This window comes from Pseudomonas sp. GM30 (assembly GCF_000282275.2).
Taxonomy (GTDB): domain Bacteria; phylum Pseudomonadota; class Gammaproteobacteria; order Pseudomonadales; family Pseudomonadaceae; genus Aquipseudomonas.
This window is the reverse complement of sequence record NZ_AKJP02000026.1, coordinates 48,982-72,457: the sequence shown is the minus strand read 5'-3', so window position 1 is coordinate 72,457 and position 23,476 is coordinate 48,982. Positions and strand designations below refer to the sequence as shown.

General features: G+C 61.5%; 23 protein-coding genes. 12 read left to right on the top strand and 11 right to left on the bottom strand.

Annotated features, from left to right (window positions below):
* Positions 1 to 37 precede the first annotated feature (37 nt).
* The 4 genes from PMI25_RS16035 to PMI25_RS16020 all read right to left on the bottom strand — a co-directional run bounded on the left by PMI25_RS16035 (position 38) and on the right by PMI25_RS16020 (position 4,948).
* Positions 38 to 1,231: an acetyl-CoA C-acyltransferase gene (locus PMI25_RS16035; RefSeq protein WP_007963444.1), complete on the bottom strand. Its 1,194-nt coding sequence runs from the start codon at positions 1,229 to 1,231 to the stop codon at positions 38 to 40.
* A gap of 12 nt (positions 1,232 to 1,243) precedes the next feature.
* Entirely contained in the window at positions 1,244 to 2,005 is a 762-nt protein-coding gene (locus tag PMI25_RS16030) for an SDR family NAD(P)-dependent oxidoreductase (protein WP_007963441.1), read from the bottom strand.
* A gap of 15 nt (positions 2,006 to 2,020) precedes the next feature.
* Entirely contained in the window at positions 2,021 to 3,685 is a 1,665-nt protein-coding gene (locus PMI25_RS16025; protein ID WP_007963439.1) for an AMP-binding protein, read from the bottom strand.
* A 246-nt stretch (positions 3,686 to 3,931) separates the two neighbouring features.
* Positions 3,932 to 4,948, bottom strand: coding sequence for an AraC family transcriptional regulator (locus tag PMI25_RS16020; protein ID WP_007963436.1), 1,017 nt, complete (start codon positions 4,946 to 4,948; stop codon positions 3,932 to 3,934).
* Positions 4,949 to 5,231: 283 nt separating this feature from the next.
* On the opposite strand from PMI25_RS16020, the gene efeU reads away from it, so the two are divergent.
* The 4 genes from efeU to efeO (PMI25_RS16000) are packed head-to-tail and all read left to right on the top strand — an operon-like array spanning position 5,232 to position 9,454.
* Positions 5,232 to 6,080 (top strand): iron uptake transporter permease EfeU, encoded by an 849-nt coding sequence (gene efeU / locus PMI25_RS16015; RefSeq protein WP_007963434.1) that lies wholly within the window; start codon positions 5,232 to 5,234, stop codon positions 6,078 to 6,080.
* An 8-nt stretch (positions 6,081 to 6,088) separates the two neighbouring features.
* Complete coding sequence (gene efeO, locus PMI25_RS16010; RefSeq protein WP_007963432.1) at positions 6,089 to 7,288, top strand: iron uptake system protein EfeO; 1,200 nt, start codon at positions 6,089 to 6,091, stop codon at positions 7,286 to 7,288.
* A gap of 17 nt (positions 7,289 to 7,305) precedes the next feature.
* Positions 7,306 to 8,604 (top strand): iron uptake transporter deferrochelatase/peroxidase subunit, encoded by a 1,299-nt coding sequence (efeB, locus tag PMI25_RS16005; RefSeq protein ID WP_007963430.1) that lies wholly within the window; start codon positions 7,306 to 7,308, stop codon positions 8,602 to 8,604.
* Positions 8,605 to 8,629: 25 nt separating this feature from the next.
* On the top strand, positions 8,630 to 9,454 hold the full coding sequence (gene efeO / locus PMI25_RS16000) for an iron uptake system protein EfeO (RefSeq protein ID WP_007963429.1): 825 nt from the start codon (positions 8,630 to 8,632) through the stop codon (positions 9,452 to 9,454).
* Between the two features lie 132 nt (positions 9,455 to 9,586).
* Here the strand turns inward: efeO (PMI25_RS16000) and pssA are convergent, their stop codons facing one another.
* Complete coding sequence (pssA, locus tag PMI25_RS15995; protein ID WP_007963427.1) at positions 9,587 to 10,930, bottom strand: CDP-diacylglycerol--serine O-phosphatidyltransferase; 1,344 nt, start codon at positions 10,928 to 10,930, stop codon at positions 9,587 to 9,589.
* Positions 10,931 to 11,147: 217 nt separating this feature from the next.
* Between pssA and PMI25_RS15990 the strand changes: the two genes are divergently transcribed.
* A complete protein-coding gene (locus tag PMI25_RS15990; RefSeq protein WP_007963425.1) occupies positions 11,148 to 11,711 on the top strand; it encodes a TetR/AcrR family transcriptional regulator in 564 nt (187 codons plus the stop codon).
* 56 nt (positions 11,712 to 11,767) lie between these two features.
* Positions 11,768 to 12,247, top strand: a complete 480-nt coding sequence (locus tag PMI25_RS15985) for a nuclear transport factor 2 family protein (protein WP_007963424.1) — start codon at positions 11,768 to 11,770, stop codon at positions 12,245 to 12,247.
* A 122-nt stretch (positions 12,248 to 12,369) separates the two neighbouring features.
* Here PMI25_RS15985 and sfnG read toward each other — a convergent pair whose 3' ends face one another.
* Positions 12,370 to 13,452 (bottom strand): dimethylsulfone monooxygenase SfnG, encoded by a 1,083-nt coding sequence (sfnG, locus tag PMI25_RS15980; RefSeq protein ID WP_007963423.1) that lies wholly within the window; start codon positions 13,450 to 13,452, stop codon positions 12,370 to 12,372.
* A gap of 333 nt (positions 13,453 to 13,785) precedes the next feature.
* On the opposite strand from sfnG, the gene PMI25_RS15975 reads away from it, so the two are divergent.
* Positions 13,786 to 14,565, top strand: a complete 780-nt coding sequence (locus PMI25_RS15975; protein ID WP_007963422.1) for a TSUP family transporter — start codon at positions 13,786 to 13,788, stop codon at positions 14,563 to 14,565.
* Here the strand turns inward: PMI25_RS15975 and nudC are convergent.
* The 3 genes from nudC to PMI25_RS15960 form a co-directional block, all read right to left on the bottom strand.
* Complete coding sequence (gene nudC, locus PMI25_RS15970; protein WP_007963421.1) at positions 14,533 to 15,363, bottom strand: NAD(+) diphosphatase; 831 nt, start codon at positions 15,361 to 15,363, stop codon at positions 14,533 to 14,535. The two genes, PMI25_RS15975 and nudC, sit on opposite strands and share 33 nt — an antisense overlap.
* A 6-nt stretch (positions 15,364 to 15,369) precedes the next feature.
* Positions 15,370 to 16,182: a crotonase/enoyl-CoA hydratase family protein gene (locus PMI25_RS15965; RefSeq protein ID WP_007963420.1), complete on the bottom strand. Its 813-nt coding sequence runs from the start codon at positions 16,180 to 16,182 to the stop codon at positions 15,370 to 15,372.
* 221 nt (positions 16,183 to 16,403) lie between these two features.
* Positions 16,404 to 17,177, bottom strand: a complete 774-nt coding sequence (locus tag PMI25_RS15960) for a class I SAM-dependent methyltransferase (RefSeq protein WP_007963419.1) — start codon at positions 17,175 to 17,177, stop codon at positions 16,404 to 16,406.
* Between the two features lie 175 nt (positions 17,178 to 17,352).
* Here PMI25_RS15960 and PMI25_RS15955 point away from each other — a divergent pair, with 175 nt between their 5' ends.
* From PMI25_RS15955 to pncA, 4 genes are all read left to right on the top strand, one after another.
* On the top strand, positions 17,353 to 17,886 hold the full coding sequence (locus PMI25_RS15955) for a tetratricopeptide repeat protein (protein WP_007963417.1): 534 nt from the start codon (positions 17,353 to 17,355) through the stop codon (positions 17,884 to 17,886).
* Between the two features lie 63 nt (positions 17,887 to 17,949).
* Positions 17,950 to 18,435 carry an RNA polymerase sigma factor gene (locus tag PMI25_RS15950; RefSeq protein ID WP_443200889.1) on the top strand — a complete coding sequence of 162 codons (486 nt, stop codon included), beginning with the start codon at positions 17,950 to 17,952 and terminating at the stop codon, positions 18,433 to 18,435.
* Positions 18,432 to 19,190, top strand: coding sequence for an anti-sigma factor family protein (locus tag PMI25_RS15945; RefSeq protein WP_007963412.1), 759 nt, complete (start codon positions 18,432 to 18,434; stop codon positions 19,188 to 19,190). The genes PMI25_RS15950 and PMI25_RS15945 overlap by 4 nt, the downstream gene beginning before the upstream one ends.
* A gap of 50 nt (positions 19,191 to 19,240) precedes the next feature.
* A complete protein-coding gene (gene pncA / locus PMI25_RS15940; RefSeq protein ID WP_007963410.1) occupies positions 19,241 to 19,867 on the top strand; it encodes a bifunctional nicotinamidase/pyrazinamidase in 627 nt (208 codons plus the stop codon).
* A gap of 156 nt (positions 19,868 to 20,023) precedes the next feature.
* Here the strand turns inward: pncA and PMI25_RS15935 are convergent, their stop codons facing one another.
* Positions 20,024 to 21,325 (bottom strand): ATP-binding protein, encoded by a 1,302-nt coding sequence (locus tag PMI25_RS15935; RefSeq protein ID WP_007963408.1) that lies wholly within the window; start codon positions 21,323 to 21,325, stop codon positions 20,024 to 20,026.
* A 4-nt stretch (positions 21,326 to 21,329) separates the two neighbouring features.
* The gene (locus tag PMI25_RS15930) at positions 21,330 to 22,031 is read right to left on the bottom strand and encodes a response regulator transcription factor (protein WP_007963407.1); all 702 of its coding nucleotides are present in this window, start codon (positions 22,029 to 22,031) and stop codon (positions 21,330 to 21,332) included.
* A gap of 277 nt (positions 22,032 to 22,308) precedes the next feature.
* Here PMI25_RS15930 and PMI25_RS15925 point away from each other — a divergent pair, with 277 nt between their 5' ends.
* Complete coding sequence (locus PMI25_RS15925; protein WP_007963406.1) at positions 22,309 to 23,466, top strand: efflux RND transporter periplasmic adaptor subunit; 1,158 nt, start codon at positions 22,309 to 22,311, stop codon at positions 23,464 to 23,466.
* Positions 23,467 to 23,476: the final 10 nt, after the last annotated feature.

Below are 23,476 nucleotides of genomic sequence, written 5' to 3'. Positions count from 1 at the left end.
ATCGCAGCCTTCGGCAGCTCCTACAGGGGGAGTGCGTTTAGTAGATGCATTCCACGGCTATCGCCGTGGCTTCGCCGCCGCCGATGCAGATCGCCGCGATCCCGCGCTTCAGGTTTTTCTGGCGCAGGGCCGAGAGCAAGGTCACCAGAATCCGCGCGCCCGAGGCGCCGATTGGATGGCCCAGGGCGCAGGCGCCGCCGTGCACGTTGAGCTTGTCATGGGGGATTTCCAGGTGGGTCATCGCCGCCATCGCCACCACGGCGAACGCTTCGTTGATTTCGAACAGATCGACCTCGTTCAGCGCCCAACCGGTCTTTTTCACCAGTTTCTTGATCGCGCCAATCGGCGCCACCGGGAACAGGCCCGGCGTGTCGGCAAACGCCGCGTGACCGTGAATCACCGCCAGCGGTTTAAGCCCGAGTTTCTGCGCTTGCGACTGGCGCATCAGCACCAGCGCCGCCGCGCCATCGGAGATCGAGCTGGAGTTGGCCGCCGTCACCGTGCCGCCTTCGCGGAACGCCGGTTTCAGCGAGGCGACTTTGTCCAGTTTGGCTTTCGGCGGTTGCTCGTCGTGGCTGATCAGCACTTGTTCCTTGCCGACGGTCACGGTCAGCGGCACGATCTCGGCCTTGAAGCTGCCGTCCTTGATCGCCTGTTGGGCCCGAGTGGTTGAAGCGATGGCAAACGCATCCTGGGCTTCGCGGCTGAAGTCGTTGGTTTCGGCGCAGTCTTCGGCGAAGGTGCCCATCAGGCGGCCCTTGTCGTAGGCGTCTTCGAGGCCGTCGAGGAACATCGAGTCGAGCACCCGGCCATGGCCCATGCGGTAACCGGCGCGTGCACGGTCCAGCAGATACGGCGAGTTGGACATGCTTTCCATGCCGCCGGCGATCACCACATCGGCGCTGCCGGCCAGCAGCATGTCGTGGGCCAGAATGGTGGTTTCCATGCCCGAGCCGCACATCTTGTTGACCGTGGTGCAACGGGTGGATTTATCCAGCCCGGCGCCCAGAGCCGCCTGCCGCGCCGGTGCCTGACCGAGGCCGGCGGGCAATACGCAACCGAACAACACTTCATCAACCGCGTCGCTGGCAATGCCGGCGCGTTCAACTGCAGCCTTGATCGCGGCGGCGCCGAGTTGCGGCGCGGTGAGGCTTTTCAGTTCGCCCTGAAAACCGCCCATCGGCGTGCGGACGGCGCTGACGATAACAATCGGATCGTTGGAAATGGTCATGACAAATCCTCCTTACTTGGCGGCCATGCGCAAGGCGCCGTCGAGACGGATCACCTCACCGTTGAGCATGCTGTTTTCGATGATATGCCTAACCAGCGTGGCGTACTCGGCAGGTTTCCCAAGGCGTGGCGGGAACGGTACGCCGGCGGCCAGCGAGTCGCGCACTTCCGGGGTCATGCCGGCCATCATCGGGGTTTCGAAAATGCCCGGGGCGATGGTCATCACGCGGATACCGAAACGCGCCAGTTCGCGGGCGGCCGGCAGGGTCAGGCTGGCGATGGCGCCTTTGGAGGCGGAATACGCCGCCTGACCGATCTGGCCGTCGAACGCAGCGACCGAGGCGGTGTTGATGATCACCCCGCGCTCGCCGTCGGCATTGGCTTCGCTCTCGGCAATCGCGGCTGCTGCAAGGCGCAGCATGTTGAAGCTACCGATCAGGTTGACGTTGATCACCTGAGCGAAGCTGGACAGTGCATGCGGGCCGTTCTTGCCGAGGATCTTCTCGCCGCGAACGATGCCGGCACAATTGACCAGGCCATTGAGACTGCCAAAGGCTTTGAGCGTGGCCTGCACCGCAGCTTCGGCGGCGGCTTCGTTGCTGATGTCGGCCACCACGCTTTGCGCGCCGAGTCGCTGCGCCTGGGCGGCTACCGCTTCGGCGTTCATGTCCACCAGCATCACTTTGGCGCCGGCGCTGACCAGCAATTCCGCGGTGGCCGCACCGAGCCCAGAGGCGCCGCCGGTGACGATAAAAACCTTGTTCTCGATCTGCATGACTGACTTCCTGATTCAAGCTGAAACGTTGTGCACCGCGGCCTCTTGAGCCTTGGCGATTTCCTGGTTGCGCAAGATAAAGCGCTGCAATTTGCCGCTTGGGGTTTTCGGCAATTCGCTGACAAATTCGATTTCCCGCGGGTACGAATGCGCGGCCAGACGCTTGCGCACGTGTTGCCGCAACTCTTCGGCCAGCGCCGGTTCGGCGCGGTATTGCGGGTTGAGCACGACGAAGGCCTTGACCAGTTCGGTGCGCTCCGGATCCGGCTTGCCGACCACGGCGGCTTCGACCACCGCCGGGTGTTCGATCAGCGCGCTTTCGACGTCGAACGGGCCGACGCGATAACCGGAGGTGGTGATCACATCGTCGCTGCGGCCGACGAAGCTGATGCTGCCGTCCGGGTTCCACTCCACAGTGTCGCCGCTGAGGTAGTAATCGCCGACGAAAGCTTTGGTCGGCACGCCTTGGTAACCGCCGAACCAGCACATCGGCGACTGCGTGCGGTCGATGGCGAGAATGCCCGGCTGGCCGACGCCGAGTTCGTTGTACTGCTCGTCGAGCACCACGATGCGGTGGCCCGGCGAGGCAAAACCGGCGGCGCCGAGGTGGATTGGGTGCTGCAGACCGTGGTGATTGCACAGGACCATGCCCAGTTCGGTCTGGCCGTAATGGTCGTGAATCACCACGTCGAGGTTGTCGGCGAACCAGCGGATCACTTCCGGGTTGAGCGGTTCGCCGGCGCTGCTGACGATACGCAGCTTGCCCTTGATCGACTTGGCGAACTCGTTGCCGCCGGCAATCAACAAGCGGTACGCGGTCGGCGAGCCAGTGAGATTGGTGATCCCGTATTTGTTGATCACCCGGCAGGTGCTTTCGAGGGTGAACGGGCCATCGTAAAAGGTGATCGGATGCCCCATCGACAGCGGGCCGGTGACGCCGAAATAGATGCCGTAGGCCCAGCCCGGATCGGCGACGTTCCAGAACGAATCTTCAGGACGCAGATCCACCGCATCGCGGGTGTAGCTCTGGAACGCGACGATCGCCTTGAGCGGCACCGACAGTGCTTTCGACGGACCGGTGGTGCCCGAGGTGAACATCAGCAGGAACGGCTCTTCGCCGCTCAGCAGCACCGGCTCGCAGAGATTGGAATAGTTGGCCAGCTCGGCCCAGAAACTGAAATCGCCACGCACAATGCCCTGACCTTTGGCGCCGCCGACGGTGACGACGGTCGGGCAATCGCTGACTTCAGCGAGTTTCGGCCGGTTGACCGCGTCGGTGACCACCACTTTGGCGCCGGAGCTGTTCAGGCGATGTTCGATGGCCTTGGGGCCGAATGCGGTGAACAACGGCTGATACACCGCGCCAATGCGCCAGGTGGCGAACACGGTGATGAGCAATTCGATGTTGCGTGGCAGCAGGCCGGCGACCTTGTCGCCCTTCTGCACGCCTTGTTCGAGAAGGAAATTGGCGAAACGCGCGGCTTTGTCTTGCAGCTCGCTGAAGGTGTACGTGGCACTGGCGCCGTCGCGGCCCTCCCAGAACAGCGCAATGCGCCCCGGCAAGGCGTGGCGGTCGCAACATTCGATGCAGGCGTTGAGCGCCTCCAGCGTGCCGCTGAGCGCAGCGTCCACGGTGTGCTGATAGTTGAACTGTTCGGTGGCAGACAAGTAATCGCGCATTGCCAGAATCCCTCTGTGTTTTTATTAGGCTGGGAGGCGTAAACAACACAGGGATAGTCGCGCTGCGGCGCGGAGGCGGCAATGGTCAAAGCCCTCAAAGTGGCTGACTGGTTTGGCCAAGGTTCAAACGATGCGTTGTCCTGACTGGCCCTATCGCTGGCAAGCCAGCTCCCACAGTGTTAGCGCAAAATCTGTGGGAGCTGGCTTGCCAGCGATAGGGCCGTGCCAGGCGACAGATACTCTGAATCAGACCGCTTCGTTAAGGATCAGCGTGCGGTAATGCCCAGGATTGGACCCCGACCACTTGCGAAACGCCTTGTAGAACGAGCTCGCATCGGCAAACCCCAGCCGCGTGGCAATTTCGACGAAGCTGATCGACGGCTCGGCCAGCCAGGTGATCGCCAGTTCCTTGCGCACGCTGTCCTTGAGTCCCTGATAGGTCTGCCCCTCCTCGGACAAGCGCCGGCGCAGGGTCGAGGCGGACATGCACAGTTGTTGCGCCAGGGCTTCGGTCTCCGGCCATTGTTCGGCGGGTAGCTGCCGCAGATCCTGTTTGATCCGGCTGGCGAGGCTTTCCGGGTCGCGGTATTTCACCAGAATGTTCGCCGGCGCATGGGCCAGAAAGCGCTTCAGTTCCTCGGCCGTACGCTTGATCGGCAGGTCGAGGCAGTCAGCAGCAAAGATCATCCGTGTGCGCGGACGGTCGAAGCGCAGGTTTTCCGAGAACATCACCCGGTAGTCGTCGCAGAAATCCGGCTCGGCGCAGCGCAGTTCGATCGCCAGAATCGGAATCCGCCGCCCCGCCAGCCAGCAGGCCACGCCGTGGACGATCATCCAGTAGGTAAAGTAAGTGAAGGCGCGGCGCGGTTCGGGATCGTCTTCGAGCAGGACGATTTCCGCCAGACTTTGCTGATGCGCCAATTGCGCGGGCATTTTTTCCAGCATCAAGGAGAGGAAATTCAGGCCCATGCCCAGGCCGGCGGCCAGCGTCGGTTGCGTCATGGCGCTACGACACAGGAACTCAAGGCTGCCGGACTTGAGACGGCGCGGATCCATGCCGAAGAACTCGTCATCACCGCGCCGGGCCAGCAAGCGCCAGAGTTTCGCGTATTGCGAGGCAGGCACCCGCCCCTGTTCGCTGTGCAGCAGCGCCGGAGCAATCCCGACCTTGTTCAAGACTTCATCCGTGGCCACGCCCGGGGCACAACTTTGCAGCAGCGCTTCACGCACCAGTTGCACGGCGATGGTGTCTTTTTCCGACATGGAGCGAGGCAGGCCTTGTTGTTTTCGAGTGAGGGGCATCTTACCCCAAACATGACTCAGATCCCCTGTGGGAGCGAGCTTGCTCGCGAAAGCGTTGAATGAGTCACAGAGATGTCTACCGGTCAGCCGCCTTCGCGAGCAAGCTCGCTCCCACAGGGATTTGTGCGTGGCAAAAAACAGGTTGTTCAGCTTGCGTTCAGGTTTATGTCAATCATTGTCATGTGAGAATGGTTGTCATTATGTTACAACTTGTAACTTCTTCGAATGACTTAGTGGACACCGAATGCTCGTTCCCTTTCTGATCATGCTGCGCGAAGGCATCGAAGCCGCGCTGATCGTTGGCATCATCGCCAGCTACCTGCAACAAACCGGCCGTGGCCAATGGATGCCGGCGGTGTGGATCGGCGTGTTTCTCGCCGCTGCGCTGGCGCTGCTGGTCGGCGGTGGTCTGGAGTTGGTCAGCGCCGAATTCCCGCAGAAACAGCAGGAACTGTTCGAAGGCGTGGTCGGGCTGGTGGCCGTGGGTATTCTCAGTTCGATGGTGTTCTGGATGCGCAAGGTCGCGCGGTCGATCAAGCATTCGTTGCAGGCCTCGCTGGATCACGCCCTGACCTCGTCAAAGCATCAGGTGATCGCGCTGATCGCCATGGTGTTTTTCGCCGTGGCTCGCGAAGGCCTGGAAACCGTGTTCTTCCTGCTCGCGGTGTTCCAGCAGAGCGAAGGCCCGGGCGCGCCGATCGGTGCCCTGCTCGGCCTGGTGCTGGCGATTGTCGTCGGTTTTCTGATCTACAGCGGCAGCATGCGTCTGAACCTCTCGGCGTTCTTCAAGTGGACCGGGCTGTTCATTCTGGTGGTCGCCGCCGGGATTCTCGCCAACTCGGTGCAAGCCCTGCATGAAGCCGGCCTGTGGAATCACCTGCAAACCGTGCTGTTCGACTTCAGCGCGACGCTGCCGATGGATGGCCCGCTGGGCTCGGTGCTGGCCGGCATGTTCGGTTATCAGGATGCGCCGACCGTCAGCACCCTCGGTGCGTATCTGATCTATCTGGTGGTGGCGCTGGTGGTGTTTTTCTACCCCGCCGCGCCTGCTGCGCCCAAGTCAGCCAAATCGTCTTCCGTTTCCAGCCAATAAGGGCATCCATGTCAAAGCCTAATACTCCCCAGGCCTCCCCTCCCCGCGCCTTGCGCTGGGCGGTGGCCGGTTCGGTGGTCGTGATGATTGCCGCCGGTGGCCTGTTCTACTACGCCTCGAAAATGGCTGCGGCCAAGCGTCAGCACAACCATGACGAAGTGGTGGTCAACATCAACGCGCACAGTTGCGAGCCGAACGAGCTGACGGTTCCCGCCGGCCGCGCCAGTTTCCGCATCGTCAACCGCTCCGACCGCGCAGTGGAGTGGGAAATTCTCGACGGTGTGCTGGTGATCGAAGAGCGCGAGAACATCGCACCGGGCCTGAGCCAGGTGATCAACGCCAACCTGCAACCCGGCGACTACGCGATTACTTGCGGTCTGCTGAGCAATCCGCGTGGCGTGCTGCACGTAACGCCGACCGCAGCTTCCGACGCGGCTGCGAAGGCCAAGCCGTCGATGGTCGCCTTCGTCGGGCCGCTGTCGGAGTTCCGCGTGTATCTGGCGAGCCAGAGCAGCGCACTGATCAAAGCCGTCACTGCGCTCAACGACGCAATCGCCAGCGGCGACCTCGCCCAGGCGCAAGCGCTGTACCTGCCGGCGCGCGCCGCCTATCAGCGTCTGGCCCCGGCGGCGCAACGTCTGGCGGAACTGGACAACAGCATCAATGCCCGCGCCGACTACTTCGAAAAACGCGAGCAGGATCCGGCCTTCGCCGGCTTCCACCGCATCGAATACGCGCTGTTCCAGCAACGCAAACTCGACGATCTGGCGCCCATTGCCCAGCGCCTGCTGACCGACGTCACCACGCTCAAACAGCAACTGCTGGCCCAGTCGCTGCCGCCGGAACAACTGGTGAGCATCGTGGTGCGCAACCTCAACACCCTGGCCGATGTGCGCGCCGCCAGCGGTGAAGAGGAACGCTACAGCCACGCCGACCTCAACGGTTTTGCCGGCAATCTGGAGACCGCACACAAGGTCGTCGAATTGCTGCGGCCAATGTTGAGCAAATCGGCGCCGGACCTGCTGCCGAAAATCGACAGCGCACTGAGCGATTTCGACAGCGTACTGAACAGCTTCAAGGTCAAGGACGGCTACGCCACTTACGACACGGTCAGCGGCGAACAACGCAAACAGATCGCCGACAAGGCTCAGGCCCTGGCTGACGCTCTGGATGGCATCGATCCCGCCCTCGGCCTCTCCGGCCTGTAAGCAGAAGACGAATACCGATGAAAGATTTGCAAAACCTCGATCTGCAACGTCGCCGCCTGCTGATGGGCATGGGCGCCGCCGGTGTTGCGCTGGCCGGTTCGGCCCTGAGCTGCCCGGCGATGGCCGCCGCTCCGGCGCAAGTCACCGAAGCGCCAAGCAGCGACAAGACCGAAGACCGTCATGACTTCCACGGCGTGCACCAGACCGGCATCGTCACCCCACGCCCGGCGTCCGGCATGTTCGTGTCGTTTGACGTGCTGGCCAGTGATCGCGAAGACCTTGAGCGGCTGTTCCGCACCCTCAACGAGCGCATTGCGTTTCTGATGAAGGGCGGCCCGGTGGCACAGATCGACCCGAAACTGCCGCCGCCGGATTCCGGCATCCTCGGCCCGGTGGTGACTCCGGACAACCTGACCATCACCGTCTCGGTGGGCGAATCGCTGTTCGACGAGCGTTTCGGCCTGGCCGATGCCAAACCGAAACGTCTGCAACGCATGGTCGGTTTCCCCAACGATGCGCTGGAGGCTGATTGCTGCCACGGCGACTTGAGCCTGCAGTTCTGCTCGAACACCGCCGACACCAACATTCACGCCCTGCGCGACATCGTCAAAAACCTGCCGGACCTGCTGCTGGTGCGCTGGAAGCAGGAAGGCAGCGTGCCGCCGCAAGCCCCGGCCAAACCGGGGGTGCCGGCGCAATCGGCGCGCAACTTCCTCGGTTTCCGTGACGGCTCGGCCAATCCCGATTCCAACGACGCCAAGGCGATGGACAAGCTTGTCTGGGTGCAACCGGGCAGCGATGAGCCGGCCTGGGCCGCGCACGGCAGCTATCAAGCGGTGCGGATCATCCGCAACTTCGTCGAGCGCTGGGACCGTACGCCGCTGCAGGAACAGGAAAGCATCATCGGCCGGGTCAAGACCACCGGCGCACCGATGGGCGCCAACCATGAAACCGAGGTCCCGGATTACAGCAAGGACCCGGAAGGCAAGCTGACCAAACTCGACGCGCACATTCGCCTGGCCAACCCGCGCACCGCCGCGAGCCAGGCCAACCTGATCCTGCGCCGGCCGTTCAACTACTCCAACGGCGTCAACAAGAACGGCCAGCTCGACATGGGGCTGCTGTTCATCTGCTACCAGGCCGATCTGGAAAAAGGCTTTATCACCGTGCAGACCCGGCTCAACGGCGAGCCACTTGAGGAGTACCTCAAACCGGTCGGCGGCGGTTACTTCTTCACCCTGCCGGGTGTCACGGGCGACAAGGATTTCATCGGTCGCTCGCTGCTCAACGCCACACAACCCAAAACAGCTGCATAACCATAAAAACCCTCGGAGCCGCTCCATGAAAAAGTCGCCACTCGCGTTATTGCTGACCCTTGGTTTGCTCAACACCCCGCTGTCGGCGTTCGCCGCGACGGCGCCGCTGGATCTGGTCGGCCCGGTGTCGGACTACAAGATCTACGTCACCGAGCAACTGGATGAACTGGGCAGCCACACCAAACAATTCACCGATGCGGTGAAGAAAGGTGATCTGGCCACCGCGCAAAAGCTCTACGCGCCGACCCGCGTCTACTACGAGTCGATCGAGCCGATTGCCGAGCTGTTCAGTGACCTGGATGCTTCCATCGATTCGCGCGTCGACGACCACGAAAAAGGCGTGAAGGCTGAAGACTTCACCGGTTTCCATCGCCTCGAATATTCGCTGTTCTCGGAAAAAACCACCGAAGGTCTGAGTGCTCTGGCGGACAAGCTGGACAGCGACGTCAAAGACCTGCAGACCCGCGTCGCCGGCCTGACCTTCCCGCCGGAGAAAGTCGTCGGGGGTGCCGCCGCCCTGCTGGAAGAAGTCGCCGCAACCAAGATCTCCGGTGAAGAAGACCGTTACAGCCACACCGACCTGTACGACTTCCAGGGCAATATCGACGGCGCGAAGAAAATCGTCGACCTGTTCCGTCCGCAGATCGAAAAACAGGACAAGGCGTTCGTCGCCAAAGTCGACAAGAACTTCGCCACCGTGGACAAGATCCTCGCCAAGTACAAGACCAAGGACGGTGGGTTCGAGACTTATGACAAGGTGAAGGACAACGATCGCAAGGCGCTGGTCGGGCCGGTGAATACCTTGGCGGAAGACCTGTCCACGTTGCGTGGCAAGCTGGGTCTGAACTGAGTTCATTGAGCGTCTAAGCAGGCCCCATCGCTGGCAAGCCAGCTCCCACAATGTTCTTGGTGTACACGAAATTTGTGAATGACCGAGAATACTGTGGGAGCTGGCTTGCCAGCGATGGCATTTTCAGCGGCGCTAGAGAATCCGGTAGAGCAACCGCTCGATCCGCACCCGACTCACCCGCTTCAAAAACTTCGCCACCCCCGCCGGGTACTCCGGCAGAGTCTCCAGGCTCTGGAAGCTGGCAATCCGCGTGGTGTTGCGGAAGATCTCCTCCTGCTCCTTCGCCCGTGGCTCAAGCCATTCGCCCTGCGGATCATCGATCAGCAGCGCGTTTTCCAGGTCGAGGCGGAACGCCCGCGGATTGAGGTTGTTGCCGGTCAGCAGCGTATAGCGCTGGTCGACCCACATGCCCTTGAGGTGATAGCTGTTGTCGCCGTCACGCCACAGGTGCAGGTTCAACTGGCCGCTGTCGATGTTGCGCTGATGCCGCTTGGCGAAGCGCCGCAGGCTGATTTCGTACAGGTATGGCAGCGCCGCAATCACCTTGAACGGCTCGCTCGGCGGGATGTAGAAATCGTTGGCGGTCTTGTCGCCGACCACGATGTCGATCTTCACCCCACGGGCCAGCGCACGGTTGACCTCGCGGATGATCGGCAGCGGCAGGTTGAAGTACGGCGTGCAGATGGTCAGCTGCTGTTGCGCACTGGCGATCAGCTCGACAATCACCCGGTTCAACGGGTTGTTCTTGCCCACGCCCAGCAACGGACTGACCGACAGGCCGGTATGCGCGGTGCTGCCGGCGCTGGTGTCGTACGCCGCATATTTGAGCCGGCTACGCAGGTCGCCGATGTCATTGCGCAGGCTGCGGGTGGTCGGCAGGTTGGGCAGGTCGAGGCGATGCACAGCCTTGGATTCGATCAGGCCGTGCTTGACCAGATGATGCATCGAGTCCGCCAATTCGCGGCTGTGCAGCACGTGGTAGCGGTCGAAACGGTACTTGTCGAACTTGTGCAGGTAGACGTTGTTCAGACTCGCGCCGCTGTAAACCACACAATCGTCGATCACAAAGCCTTTCAAATGCAGGACGCCGAACAGTTCGCGGGTCTGCACCGGCACGCCGTAGACCGGCACTTCGCTCTGATGGGTGCGGGTCATTTCCTGGTACCACGCCGAGTTGCCCGGCTGTTTGCCGGCGCCGATCAGCCCACGCTGGGCGCGCAGCCAGTCAACCACTACGACGATCTCCAGCTCCGGGCGCTTGAGCTTGGCGGCATGCAAGGCATCGAGGATTTCCTGACCGGCCTCGTCGTGCTGCAGATACAGCGCAACGATGTAAATGCGCCGGGTCGCCTCGGCGATTTTCTCCAGCAGGCAACGACGGAACTCGGCGGCGCCGGACAGAATGGTCACGGCCTCGGCAGTCAGCGGAAAGCTGCGCAGTTTGGGCAGCAAAGAGCGTTTGAAAAGCAACGGCATAGGGCTCGCAATGGGTCGAATCCGAAGAACCCGAGAGCTTACACCATCAACCGGTTCGGGTCTTGTTACTGTCTGTAATGCCCCCTTCGCGAGCAGGCTCGCTCCCACATTCGAATGCATTCCCCTGTGGGAGCGAGCTTGCTCGCGAAAGCGGTATGGCAGACACAAAAAAAATAACCACTTGACCAAGGAGAACGATCGTTCTACTGTTCGCCACATGAACGAAATCAGTGACACCTCGACCCGCGACATCATTCTGGATGTCACCGAAAAGTTGATCTACAAAAGTGGCATCGCGGCCACCGGCATGGATCTTCTGGTGAAAACCGCCGGCGTCTCCAGAAAAAGCATCTACCGCTACTTCGCCAACAAGGAGGAGCTGACCGTAGCCGCCCTGCAACGCCGCGACGTGCGCTGGATGCATTGGTACAGAAGTGCTGTCGATCAGGCCGAAACCCCGGCCGACCGCCTGCTCAACCTGTTTACCGTGCTCAAGGGCTGGTTCGCTTCGGAAGGCTTCCGCGGCTGCGCCTTTATCAATACCAGTGGCGAAACCGGTGATCCCGAGGACCCGGTGCGCCAGGTCGCCAAAGACCACAAACAGAAGCTGCTCGACTACCTGTGCGAGCTGTGTACCGAACATGGCGTCGAAGATCCGCAACGTCTGGCCAGACAATTGCTGATCCTGATTGACGGCGCCATTACCGTAGCGCTTGTGATGGGTGATCACAGTGCCGCTGATAATGCGCAATGCATGGCGCGTAAGTTATTGGACCTGTAACGCCTTAAATAAGCCTCAACTGTTGTTTAATCGTTAATTAGATCGGGAGACTGACAATGTCGACTGCTGCCCAAGTGCGTCCGCCTTTACCGCCGTTCAACCGTGAATCGGCTATCGAAAAAGTACGTCTGGCCGAAGATGGCTGGAACTCCCGCGATCCCGAGAAGGTGTCGCTGGCCTATACCCTCGATACCAAATGGCGCAATCGCGCCGAGTTCGCCAACAACCGTGAAGAAGCCAAGGCCTTCCTGACCCGTAAATGGGCCAAGGAACTCGATTACCGCCTGATCAAGGAACTCTGGGCCTACTCCGACACACGTATTGCCGTGCGTTACGCCTATGAATGGCGCGACGATTCGGGCAACTGGTTCCGCTCCTACGGCAACGAAAACTGGGAGTTCGATGAGCACGGCCTGATGTTCCAGCGCTATGCCTGCATCAACGACATGCCGATCAAGGAAAGCGAGCGCAAGTTCCATTGGCCGCTGGGTCGGCGTCCGGATGATCATCCGGGGCTTTCCGATCTCGGCCTCTGAGTTCACATAGATCGAAAATGTGGGAGCGAGCTTGCTCGCGAAGGCGTCGTGTCAGTCAATATTCATGTAACTGACAAACCGCTTTCGCGAGCAAGCTCGCTCCCACATTGGTTTTGTGGTGTTCAGGCTACTGCGGCAGTCTTCTCAGCCTCCAGTTCCCGCACCAGCGGCAACACCCGTTTGCCGAAATACTCCACCTCTTCCTGAAAGTGCAGAAACCCCGCCAACACCAGATCCACCCCCACCGCTTTCAACGCTACGATCCGCTCGGCAATCTGCTGTGGCGTGCCGATCAGGTTGGTCTTGAAGCCGTCGTTGTACTGCACCAGATCCTCGAACGTCGATTTCGCCCAGTTGCCCTCACCCTCCGGTGATGCCCTGCCCGCTTGCTTCGCTGCGTCGCCAAACGCATTCACCGCGTCCGGATCGGCCTGGTCGATGATCTGCGCCAGCACCGCGTGCGCCTCTTCTTCGGTGTCGCGGGCGATGACGAAAGCGTTGACGCCGATCTTCACCGAATGCTTGTTGGCCGCCGCTTTGGCGTGGATGTCATCGACCTGCGCCTTGATCCCTTCGACGCTGTTGCCATTGGTGAAATACCAGTCCGAAACCCGCGCCGCCATGTCTCGTGCCGCACGGGAACTGCCGCCCTGGAAGATTTCCGGGCGGCCCAGCGGTTTCGGTTTGAGGCTGTAATGGTCGAAGCGGTAGAAGTCGCCGCGAAAGCTGAAGTTATCCTGGCTCCAGATGCCGCGCAGCGAGCGGATGAATTCCTCGGAACGCCGGTAGCGCTCGTCGTGTTCCAGCCAATGTTCGCCGATGGCCTGGAATTCGCCCTTGAACCAACCGCTGACGATGTTCACCGCAATCCGACCGTTGGTGAGTTGATCGATGGTCGCCAGTTGCTTGGCTGCCAGCGCCGGTTGCCATGGGCCGGGCAGAATCGCCGCGATCACCTTCAGCTTGGTGGTGGCCGCCAGCAGCGCATGACTGAACGCCACCGATTCATGCTGGAACTCGGCACCGTAACCGGCGGTAAAGCGGATCTGCGTCAGGGCATACTCGAACCCCGCCGCTTCGGCGAGTTGCGCCAGTTTGCGGTTGTAGTCGATGCCCCAGTCGGTGCGCTGCTCGATCTTGCTGACCACCAGACCGCCACTGACGTTCGGCACCCAGTAGGCGAATTTCACGGCTTGCTTGCTCATTGGCGTGTCCTCGGGACATTGGGAAGGTCAGTGGGACAGAGCAGCAAGCGTGCCAGCGTCCAGAGGGCCGGTTTTATTGGGCTTGAGGCTGATGGAGTTGCATTGCTGGAGGATGATTTGTTGTGTGGGTGTTGGGTGGGCAACAGTTGGGTTTTGAGTTGAAAGAGTTGACCCCATCGCGAGCAGGCTCACTCCTACAAGGAGAACGCATTTCAAATGTAGGAGTGAGCCTGCTCGCGATAGGGCCATACGGGTCGCCGCAACACTAGGAAATGAGTAACATGTCAGCCCTTCCCCGCAGCCCCTCTGCGCCCTGCCGAATAAGCCGATTCCATGCCTTTCGAACTCAGCGTTGACCTCACCACCCTGGCCGTTCTGGCCCTCGTCGCTTTCATTGCCGGTTTCATCGACGCCATTGCCGGCGGCGGCGGTCTGTTGACCACCCCGGCGCTGCTCACTGCCGGTCTGCCACCGCATCTGGTGCTGGGCACCAACAAACTCAGTTCGACCTTCGGTTCGGCCACCGCCAGTTTCACCTTCTACCGGCGCAAGCTGTTCCACCCTCGGCAGTGGATGCACGCGATTGTCGGCACTTTGGTCGGCGCGCTGACCGGTGCCGTCGTCGCGCACTACCTGCCGGCGGAATGGCTGAACAAGATGCTGCCGGTGATCGTCTTCGCCTGTGGCCTGTATCTGTTGTTCGGCGGCACGCCCAAGGCGCCGCTGGACAGCGATGCGCCGATCAAGAAGAAATGGCAATCGACCCAAGGCTTCAGCCTCGGTTTCTACGACGGCGTGGCCGGCCCTGGCACGGGTGCGTTCTGGACGGTCAGCAGCCTGCTGCTCTACCCGATCGACCTGGTCAAGGCCAGCGGTGTGGCGCGCAGCATGAACTTCGTCAGCAACATCGCGGCGCTGTCGGTGTTCGTGTTTTCCGGGCAAGTGGACTGGATCATCGGCCTGAGCATGGGCCTGTCGGTGATGGTCGGGGCGTTCTTCGGCGCGCGCACCGCGATCAGCGGCGGCGCCAAGTTCATTCGTCCGGTGTTCATCACCGTGGTGCTGGGGCTGACCGTGCGCCTAGCCTGGCAACACTGGTTCAGCGTGACCTAAGCGGCGCGCCACGTAGACGTCGATCAGGTAACGGGCAATCGATTTGGACGCCGGCAACGGCGGCAGATCGTGCACGTTGAACCACTGGGCGTCCTCGATCTCATCCTCCTGACAGACGATCTCGCCCCCGGCATATTCGGCATGGAAGCCGAGCATCATCGAATGCGGGAACGGCCAGCACTGGCTGCCCATGTACTGGATGTTCTTCACTTCGATGCTGACCTCCTCGCGCACCTCGCGAATCAGGCAATCCTCGGCCGACTCGCCCGGCTCGGCGAACCCGGCCAGCGTGCTGTAGACCCCGGTGACAAACCGCGGTGAACGCGCCAGCAGGATTTCGTCGCCGCGGGTGATCAGCACAATCATGCTCGGCGAAATGCGCGGATAACTGCGCAGATCACACGGCTGGCAATACATCGCCCGCTCACGCGGTACCTGGGTCATCGCCTGCCCGCAATTGCCGCAAAAACGATGCTCGCGAGCCCATGTACCGATCTGCGCGGCATAACCCAGCACTTTGTAGATCGTGTGATCGCCATCGAGCATGAACGCCCGCAGGCCTTTCCAGTTGCAGCCCGGCACTTCACTGGAACTGCGCAGCTCCAGCAGATAGACCGGCTCGCCATCGAGGTGGCCGATGCCGTGTTCCGCCAGGACCGACAAGTCCTGACGCTTGAGCCATTCCCGCGGGAACAGCGCGCCGTTGTCATCGAACAGAAAGCCATCGGGGCTGCGCGCCACGGCCCAGCCGCCGGGTTGATCGGTGTCCAGTACTGCAGTGGTCCAGCGAGCTGTCATGGTTTCTCAATCCAGAAATTCGGGTTTCTGTTTACTCATATGGGCGGCCATGGCCACGCGCAAGTCGGTGGATTGCAACATGGCGGCGTTCCAGGTGGCAACGTATTCGAGGCCATCGTCGATGCGATGGTCGCGCATGTAGCTGATCATTTCCTTGGTGCCGGTAACCGCGATTGGCGATTTGCCGGCGATGTCGCGAGCAATGTCCATCACGCCTTCAAGCAGCAGCTCCTTGTCAGCGTAAACGCGATTGACCAGACCGATGCTGCGCGCCTCATCAGCACCGAAAGTGCGCCCGGTGTAGGCCAGTTCACGCAGCATGCCGTCACCGATGATCCGTGGCAACCGTTGCAAAGTGCCAACATCGGCGGCCATGCCGATGTCGATTTCCTTGATCGAGAATTGCGCGTCCTCGGCGGCGTAACGCATGTCGCAGGCGGCGATCAGGTCAATCGCGCCGCCGAGGCAATAGCCTTGAATCGCCGCCAGCACCGGTTTGCGGCAGTTGTCGACGGCGTTGAACGAAGCTTGCAGGGTGAGGATCTTGCGCCGCAGCAGGCGCGCATTACGGCCGACGTCCTTGCCCAGTTCATTGGCGACGCCGGCGAGCATCATCAGGTCGATGCCGGAGGAAAAATGTTTACCGTTGCCGCTCAGCACCACGACCCGCACTTCATCGGTGTCATCGATCCACTGGAAAATCTCGACGATCTCGCTCCAGAACGCGGCGTTCATCGAGTTGATCTTTTCCGGACGATTGATCTGCACATGGGCGATGTTGTCGGCCAGTTCGACGCTGAAGGCGGTGTATTGAGTCATGGCAGTGATCCTTTACCGGGCAGAAAATGAGGCCCGAACTATAACAAGGCATCACGATGGCGGTTCGGCCAAATGCGGGACTGGGTCGAGAGATGCAGTGTCAGGGCTGGCCTCTTCGCGAGCAAGCTCGCTCCCACATTGATATTCGGTGAACGCAGTTTCTGCATTCACCACCGATCCTTGTGGGAGCGAGCCTGCTCGCGAAGGGCTGCACCGCCGATCTAACCGACCTTCACCGCCACATACGCCGCCGTCTCATAAGGCACCGTCAGCACATGCCGCCCCCGCAACGCCGGTTCCGAGGCAATCAACGCGCGGATCTGCTCATCGACCTTGTCGCGCTGCGCCTGCGGCAATGCTGCGATGAAACTGGTGGAGCGCACCCGATTGAAGATCACGTCTTCCGGCGAGCCGGTGTGTCCGTGATGAAACTGCTGTAGCTGCAGCGCCCCGAACGCCGGATGCGGAAACGCCTCGCGCCATTGGCCGGTGTAATAACGGGGCGTATCACCTTCCAGTGCATTGACGATCGCGTCAAGTTTCGGCACCCAGCTGACTTGCGTATCGCGCAGGTTCCAGATCAGCCCGAGCTTGCCGCCGGGCTTGAGTACCCGGGCGATCTCGGTCAAGGCTTCGGGTGTGGCGAACCAATGGAACGCCTGCGCACAGACCACCGCATCCACGGAGGCGTCGGGCAACGGCAGATCGGTCGCAGTGCCGCTCACGGCCAGCACCTCGGGCCAGGCGGCGGACAATTTTTCCAGCATCTGCGCCACCGGTTCCACGGCGATCACCTGCGCGTCGGTCGCCACCAGCCGGCCGGTGAACTTGCCGGTGCCGGCGCCCAGATCGATGACCGTCCTGTGACTGTCCAGGCCCAATGTCTGGGTCAACCATTGACTGACCTGCGGCGGGTAATCGGGGCGACCTTTGACGTAGGTGTCGGCGGCAGTCTTGTAGCCGGCGGCAGCGGAGTGATGGACCTGATCTTTCATGGCAGTTCCTCGTGTGTCAGCGCCGGGTCATGACAAAGCGCTGGATGGACGGCAGGCGTAGCTGAGCATAACGCCGCGATTTGCGCGTACCTTGAACAGAGCCTGACAAAGCAATGAATAAAATCCCGGGCTGTGGTGTTCAAAGTGAAACATAACCCTCTGTGGAGCCTTGCCCATGACTATCCGTTCCGTTATGTTCGCCGCCCCGTTGCTGCTGGTGACCGCACTGTCCGCATCAATGGCCTTTGCCAACGGTGATGAAAGCGCGCCCGTGCAGAAGCCCAACTGCCCCAAAGGCCAGGTCTGGGACAGCAAATCGCAGAAATGCGTGCTGCAGACCAGCAGCGCCGTGCCGGATGCCGATCGCACCGATTACGCCTACCGATTGGCCAAGGACGGTCGCTACGAAGAAGCCCTGGCCCTGCTCGACACCCTGAAACAACCGAACACCGCCAAAGCCCTCAATTATCGCGGTTACGCCACGCGAAAACTGGGGCGTACCGATGAAGGCATCGGCTATTACCTGCAATCGGTGAAACTCGATCCGCAGTACGCGCAAGTGCGTGAATACCTCGGCGAAGCCTATGTGATCAAAGGTCGCGTCGACCTGGCGCAGGAGCAGTTGCAGCAGATCAAATCGATTTGCGGAACATCCTGCGAGGAATACCAGGACCTGGCTGAAGCCATCAACGATTCATCGAAAACCTGAGATAGATAAAGGAACGCCATCATCGTCAGCGATCAGGCATTCAGAGCAGAACTCGGACAGCAGCTGGCGCGACTGTGGCGCTACGGACTGCTGCTGTCGCGCAATCGGCACGTGGCCGAGGATCTGGTGCAGGCCACGTGTGTGCGGGCGCTGGAACGTGCCGGGCAATATGTGGCCGGCACGCGCATGGATCGCTGGTTGCTGAGCATCCTGCATTCGATCTGGCTCAACGAAGTACGCGCGCGTCGGGTGCGTCAGGGCACAGGCCAGGTCGATGCCGACGGGCAACTGGCCTTCGACGGCGAATACGCCGCACAAACCCACGTGATGGCGGCGCAGGTGATCCGCCGGGTCGATGCGTTGCCGGAAACCCAGCGCGAAACCGTTTATCTGGCCTACGTCGAAGGCCTGTCCTACCGCGAAGTTGCCGAGATCCTGCAAGTGCCGATCGGTACCGTGATGAGCCGTCTGGCCACCGCGCGGCTGAAACTGGCCGAGTACCCGCCGCTGCAAGCCGTGCCGAAAACCACTGGAGGTGACCACCCATGAACAAGCCCTCCGACGAACAACTGGTGGCCTACCTCGATAACGAGCTGGACCCGGCGTATCGCAGCCAGCTCGACAGCGCGATTGTCGACGACCCGTTGCTCAGCCTGCGCGTGCAATGGTTCGAACGCAGCAGCCTGCCGTACAAGGATGCCTATGACGAACTGGCGCAACAGGCGCCGCTGGAGCGTTTGCAGGCGCGCCTCGATGCCATCCCTGCCCCTCAGCGGCCAGGCCTGAGCCGACGCTGGTTCATTGGTGCGGCCGCCGCGAGTCTGCTGGCGGGCGGCGTGTTGGCCGATCGCCTGTTTCTCGCCTGGCAAACGCAGCAAGCGCATAACTGGCGCGCCCTGGTGGGCGACTACATGGCGCTGTATGTGCCGCAGACGCTTGATCATTTGCCGAGCGACGAGGCCAACCAACGCGTGCAATTGCGTGCGGTGGACACGCGGCTCGGCCTGAACCTGTCACCGGCGCTGCTGAAGCTGCCGGGCGCCGAACTCAAACGCGCACAAATGCTCGAGTACGACGGTGTACCGATTGCGCAACTGACCTATCTCGACGCGAAACACGGGCCGCTGGCCTTGTGCGTGACTCGCTCCAACAGTGGCAGCCAGCCTTTGGCGCACGAACGGCGGCATGAGATGAACGTGGTGTACTGGACCGAAGGTGAGCATGCGTGGATGTTGATCGGGCACAATCCGGCCCCGGCGCTGGAAGACCTCGCCAGACACTTGATCGAACGCTTGAGCGCATGAGTGCCGCTGCCACTATGCTGAGCGCGTGATTATCCAAGGAGGAAGCATCGATGCAGATTTCACCCCGCAGCGCCCTGCTGGTCATCGACGTGCAGAATGACTTCACCCCGGGCGGCCAGTTGGCCGTCCCCGAAGGCGATCTGATCGTGCCGCTGATCAATCGCCTCGGCGCTCTGTTCAAGCAAGTGATCATTGCCCAGGACTGGCACCCGAGCGGCCACGCGTCGTTTGCCTCGAGTCATCCCGGACGCAAACCGTATGAGGTCATTCAGTTGCCCTACGGCGAGCAGACGCTCTGGCCGGATCATTGCGTGCAAGGCACCATCGGCGCCGGGTTTCACCCCGAATTGAACCTGCCTCACGCGCAACTGATCATCCGCAAGGGCTGCAACCCGGACATCGACAGCTATTCGGCGTTTCTCGAGGCGGACCGGCGCACCACCACCGGTCTGGCCGGTTACCTGAAAGAACGCGCTATCGACACGGTGTACATGGTCGGTCTGGCGCTGGATTTCTGCGTGATGTTCTCGGCGCTGGATGCGCGGGCGGCGGGGTTCAATGCGTTTGTGCTGCTGGATGCCTGTCGCGCCATTGATATGGAGGGTTCACTGTCGGCGGCGATGGAGCGAATGCAGACGGCCGGGGTTGGCTTGATCCAGTCAAACCAACTGATCTGACACCGCAATCGCATCCCTGTGGCGAGGGAGCTTGCTCCCGCCCGGCGGCGAAGCCGTCGCAAAACCGGCAAATGACGCCTGGCTGCGGATTGCCTAGGGCCGCTTCGCAGCCCAGCGGGAGCAAGCTCCCTCGCCACAGGTTTTCCTTCACTTTATTCAGCCAGCGGTGGGCAACCACAATCTGAATCGCGCCCCGCCCAGCGGCGAACTTTCCACCGTCAGCGTCCCGCCTTGCGCCTCCAGCGCCCGGCGGCTGATCGCCAGGCCCAGGCCAAAGCCACCGGTGGCACGGTCACGGCTGCGATCAAGGCGATAGAACGGTTCGAAAATCCGCTCACGCTCGTCATCCGGGATGCCAATCCCATCATCGTCGACCCAGATCCCGCAGCCATCAGGGCTGACCTGCACGCCAATCTGAATGCGTTTCTCGCAATAGCGCATGGCATTGCGCAGCAGGTTCTGGATCGCCCGGGCGGTCAGGCGCGGATCCAGCGAAAAGCGTTCGAGCTGACCATGCAACAACACATCAATAACGATGTCCGGTGACTCCAGCTCTTCATCGACACTGCCCAGAATGCTGTCGATGAACTCATCCAGCGAAACCTCAACCTGTTCGGGCAATTGCGCCGGATTCTGCAGGCGACTGTAAGACAGCAACTCCAGCACCAGCTCATCCAGTTCGCGAATGTGCGCGACCAGCCCTTGCAGGCGCTCGCGACTGGTCGCCGGCAAGTCATCGGACAGCGCCAAGGCCAGGCCGAAGTCCAGACGGGTCAGCGGCGTGCGCAATTCGTGGGACACCGCATTGAGCAGATCGCGCTGCTGATTGAGCAGATTTTCGATGTCGCCGGCCATGGTGTCGAACACGTTGGCCAGGCTGCCGATGTTGGAACTGGCGGGGATCTGCGTGCGCTCGTTCAGGTGGCCCTTGCCGAAGCGTTCGGCAGCGCCCTTGAGGCGTTCCAGATCGCGCCAGTGCGGGCGAATCCACAGCAGCAGGCAGGCGAGCATGCTCGCGCCGATCAGCACGTTGATGCTCCAGTACAACAGATTGACGTCCAGCGGATCCGGCGGCACCACCATTTGCACGGCGACATCATCGTTCAGCGGCGTGACCGCCAAGGTGCGCCAGCCCCAATCGCCGATACGCACCACGTTTTCCCCGGCGCGCAAACGCGCTTGCTCGGGGGCGGTGAACCCGGCGTCGTCGATACGTGCCAGAGCGATGTGCAGCGGCTGGAAGTCTTTGTCCATCGACTGCGCCAGCGCTGGCCACTGGTCTTGCGGCACCGCGTGAAACTGCCGGGTGATCAGCGTTTGCAGGCCGCGCGAATAGTCGAGGTTGTAGGTGATGAAGCGCTCGCGGAACGCCATGACCACCAGATCCGGCACCAGATAGATCGCCGCGCTGTAGGAGACGATCGTCACCAGATACAGGCGAAACAGGATTCTGAACATCAGCTCAGCATTCCCACTCGGAACGACTGAACAAGTAACCCTTGCCCCACACGGTCTTGATCTTGCGCGCCTCACCGGCGTGGTCGTCGAACTTGCGCCGCAGCTTGGAAATCGCCACATCCACCGAACGATCGGTGCCGTTGAACTCGATGCCGCGCAAGCGCTGGAGGATCTGATCGCGGCTCAGCACCTCCCCGGCGTGTCGGGCCAGCACCACCAGCAAATTGTATTCGCCGCTGGACAGCTCCACCGGTTGATCGCGCCAGGAAACGGTGCGCTCGGACAGGTCGATGCACAGATTGCCCATGACGATCCGGTCATTGACCGTCATCGGCTCACCAAGGCTGCTGCGGCGCAGCAAAGTACGCACTCGTGCCAGCAGAACCCGTGGTTCGCAGGGCTTGGTGACGTAATCGTCTGCGCCCATTTCCAGGCCCAGTACCTGATCGTGACTGTCATCGCGGGCGGTCAGCATCAGGATCGGCAGCGTCGCCGAGTCGGCCCGCAGCAAGCGGCAGACCTGCAGGCCGTCGAGGCCCGGGAGCATCAGGTCGAGGATCACAAGGTCCGGCGGATTGATCCGCGCCCGCTCACGCACATGGTCGCCACGGCCGATCACGCTGACGGAATAACCGTTGCGCTCCAAGTAGCTGGAAATCAGTTCGGCGAGGGCGGTGTCGTCTTCGACCAGGAGGATGTTGGGCATGGGGTGTTCCAGGAAAGTGCTGTGGCGACTGTTTGGGCCTCATCGCGAGCAGGCTCACTCCCACAGTAGTTTGCGTCGATCACAAAAACCCATGTGGGAGCGAGCTTGCTCGCGAAAGCGGTTTATCTGTCGCAATAAATTTCAAGGCGTAAAGGATATACGCCCTCACCCGTCCCTGAGTAAAACCCTTACACAATTTCACACAGCGCCTACAAAGCTTCACCGCTACCCTCGGCGTCTGGCCTTAGGATGCGGGCTTCAATATTGGGGGTGGTACATGTCGAAAAATCTGCTGGCCGGGCTCGGCCTGATCGCCGCTGCGCTGTTGCTGAGCGCCTGTGATTCGTCCTCGAAGGCCGAAGAAGAAGCGCCGCCAGCCACCGTGCGCATCGAGACCATCGAGGCCCGCCCCCTGTCGATCAGCAGCGAACTGAGCGGGCGTATCGCCGCGCCACGCATCGCCGAAGTACGTGCCCGAGTGGCCGGCGTGGTGCTGCAACGGACCTTCCGTGAAGGCAGCGACGTGAAAAAGGGCGACGTGCTGTTTCGCATCGACCCGGCACCGTTCAAGGCTGACCTGGACAGCGCCGAAGCCGCGCTGCGCAAAGCCGAGGCCAACGCCTTCCAGGCGAAGTTGCAGGAGCAACGCTACGCGCAGTTGATCGACGACAAGGCCATCAGCGCTCAGGATTACGACAACGCCCGCGCCAATGCCCGGCAAACCGCCGCCGACGTGGCAGCCAATAAAGCTGCGGTAGAACGAGCGAAGCTGAACCTCGGCTACGCCACCGTCACCGCGCCGATTTCCGGACGCGTCGGCCGTGCGCTGGTCACCGAAGGCGCGCTGGTCGGGCAGAACGAAACCACGCCACTGGCACTGATTCAGCAGCTAAACCCGATCTACGCCGACCTCACCCAGTCGACCCGTGAACTCAACGAATTGCGCCGCGCCTTCCGTTCCGGGCAGTTGCAGGAAGTCGGTCATGATCAGGTCAAGGCCACACTGATTCAAGATGACGGCAGTCTCTATCCGTTGCCGGGCAAGTTGCTGTTCAGTGACATCAGCGTCGACCCGGGCACCGGCCAGATCATTCTGCGCAGTGAATTCCCCAACCCCGATCTCGATCTGCTGCCGGGCAGCTTCATCCGTGTACGCCTGCAACAAGCCACCGTACAGAACGGCATCACCGTGCCGCAACGTGCGGTGCAGCGTGACAGCGCCGGTATCGCTCAGGTGCTGACCGTCGACCAGCAGATGCGCGTGGCGCAGCAACCGGTGCAATTGGGCGCGGTGCAAAACGATCGCTGGATCGTCACCGGTGGCCTCAAGCCCGGCGACCGCATTGTCACCGAAGGCCTGCAGCACGCCCGTCCCGGCGAAAAAGTGCAGATCGACGACACCCCTCTTCCACTTGCCCAGACCTCTGGTCAGTAAGCAGGACGCT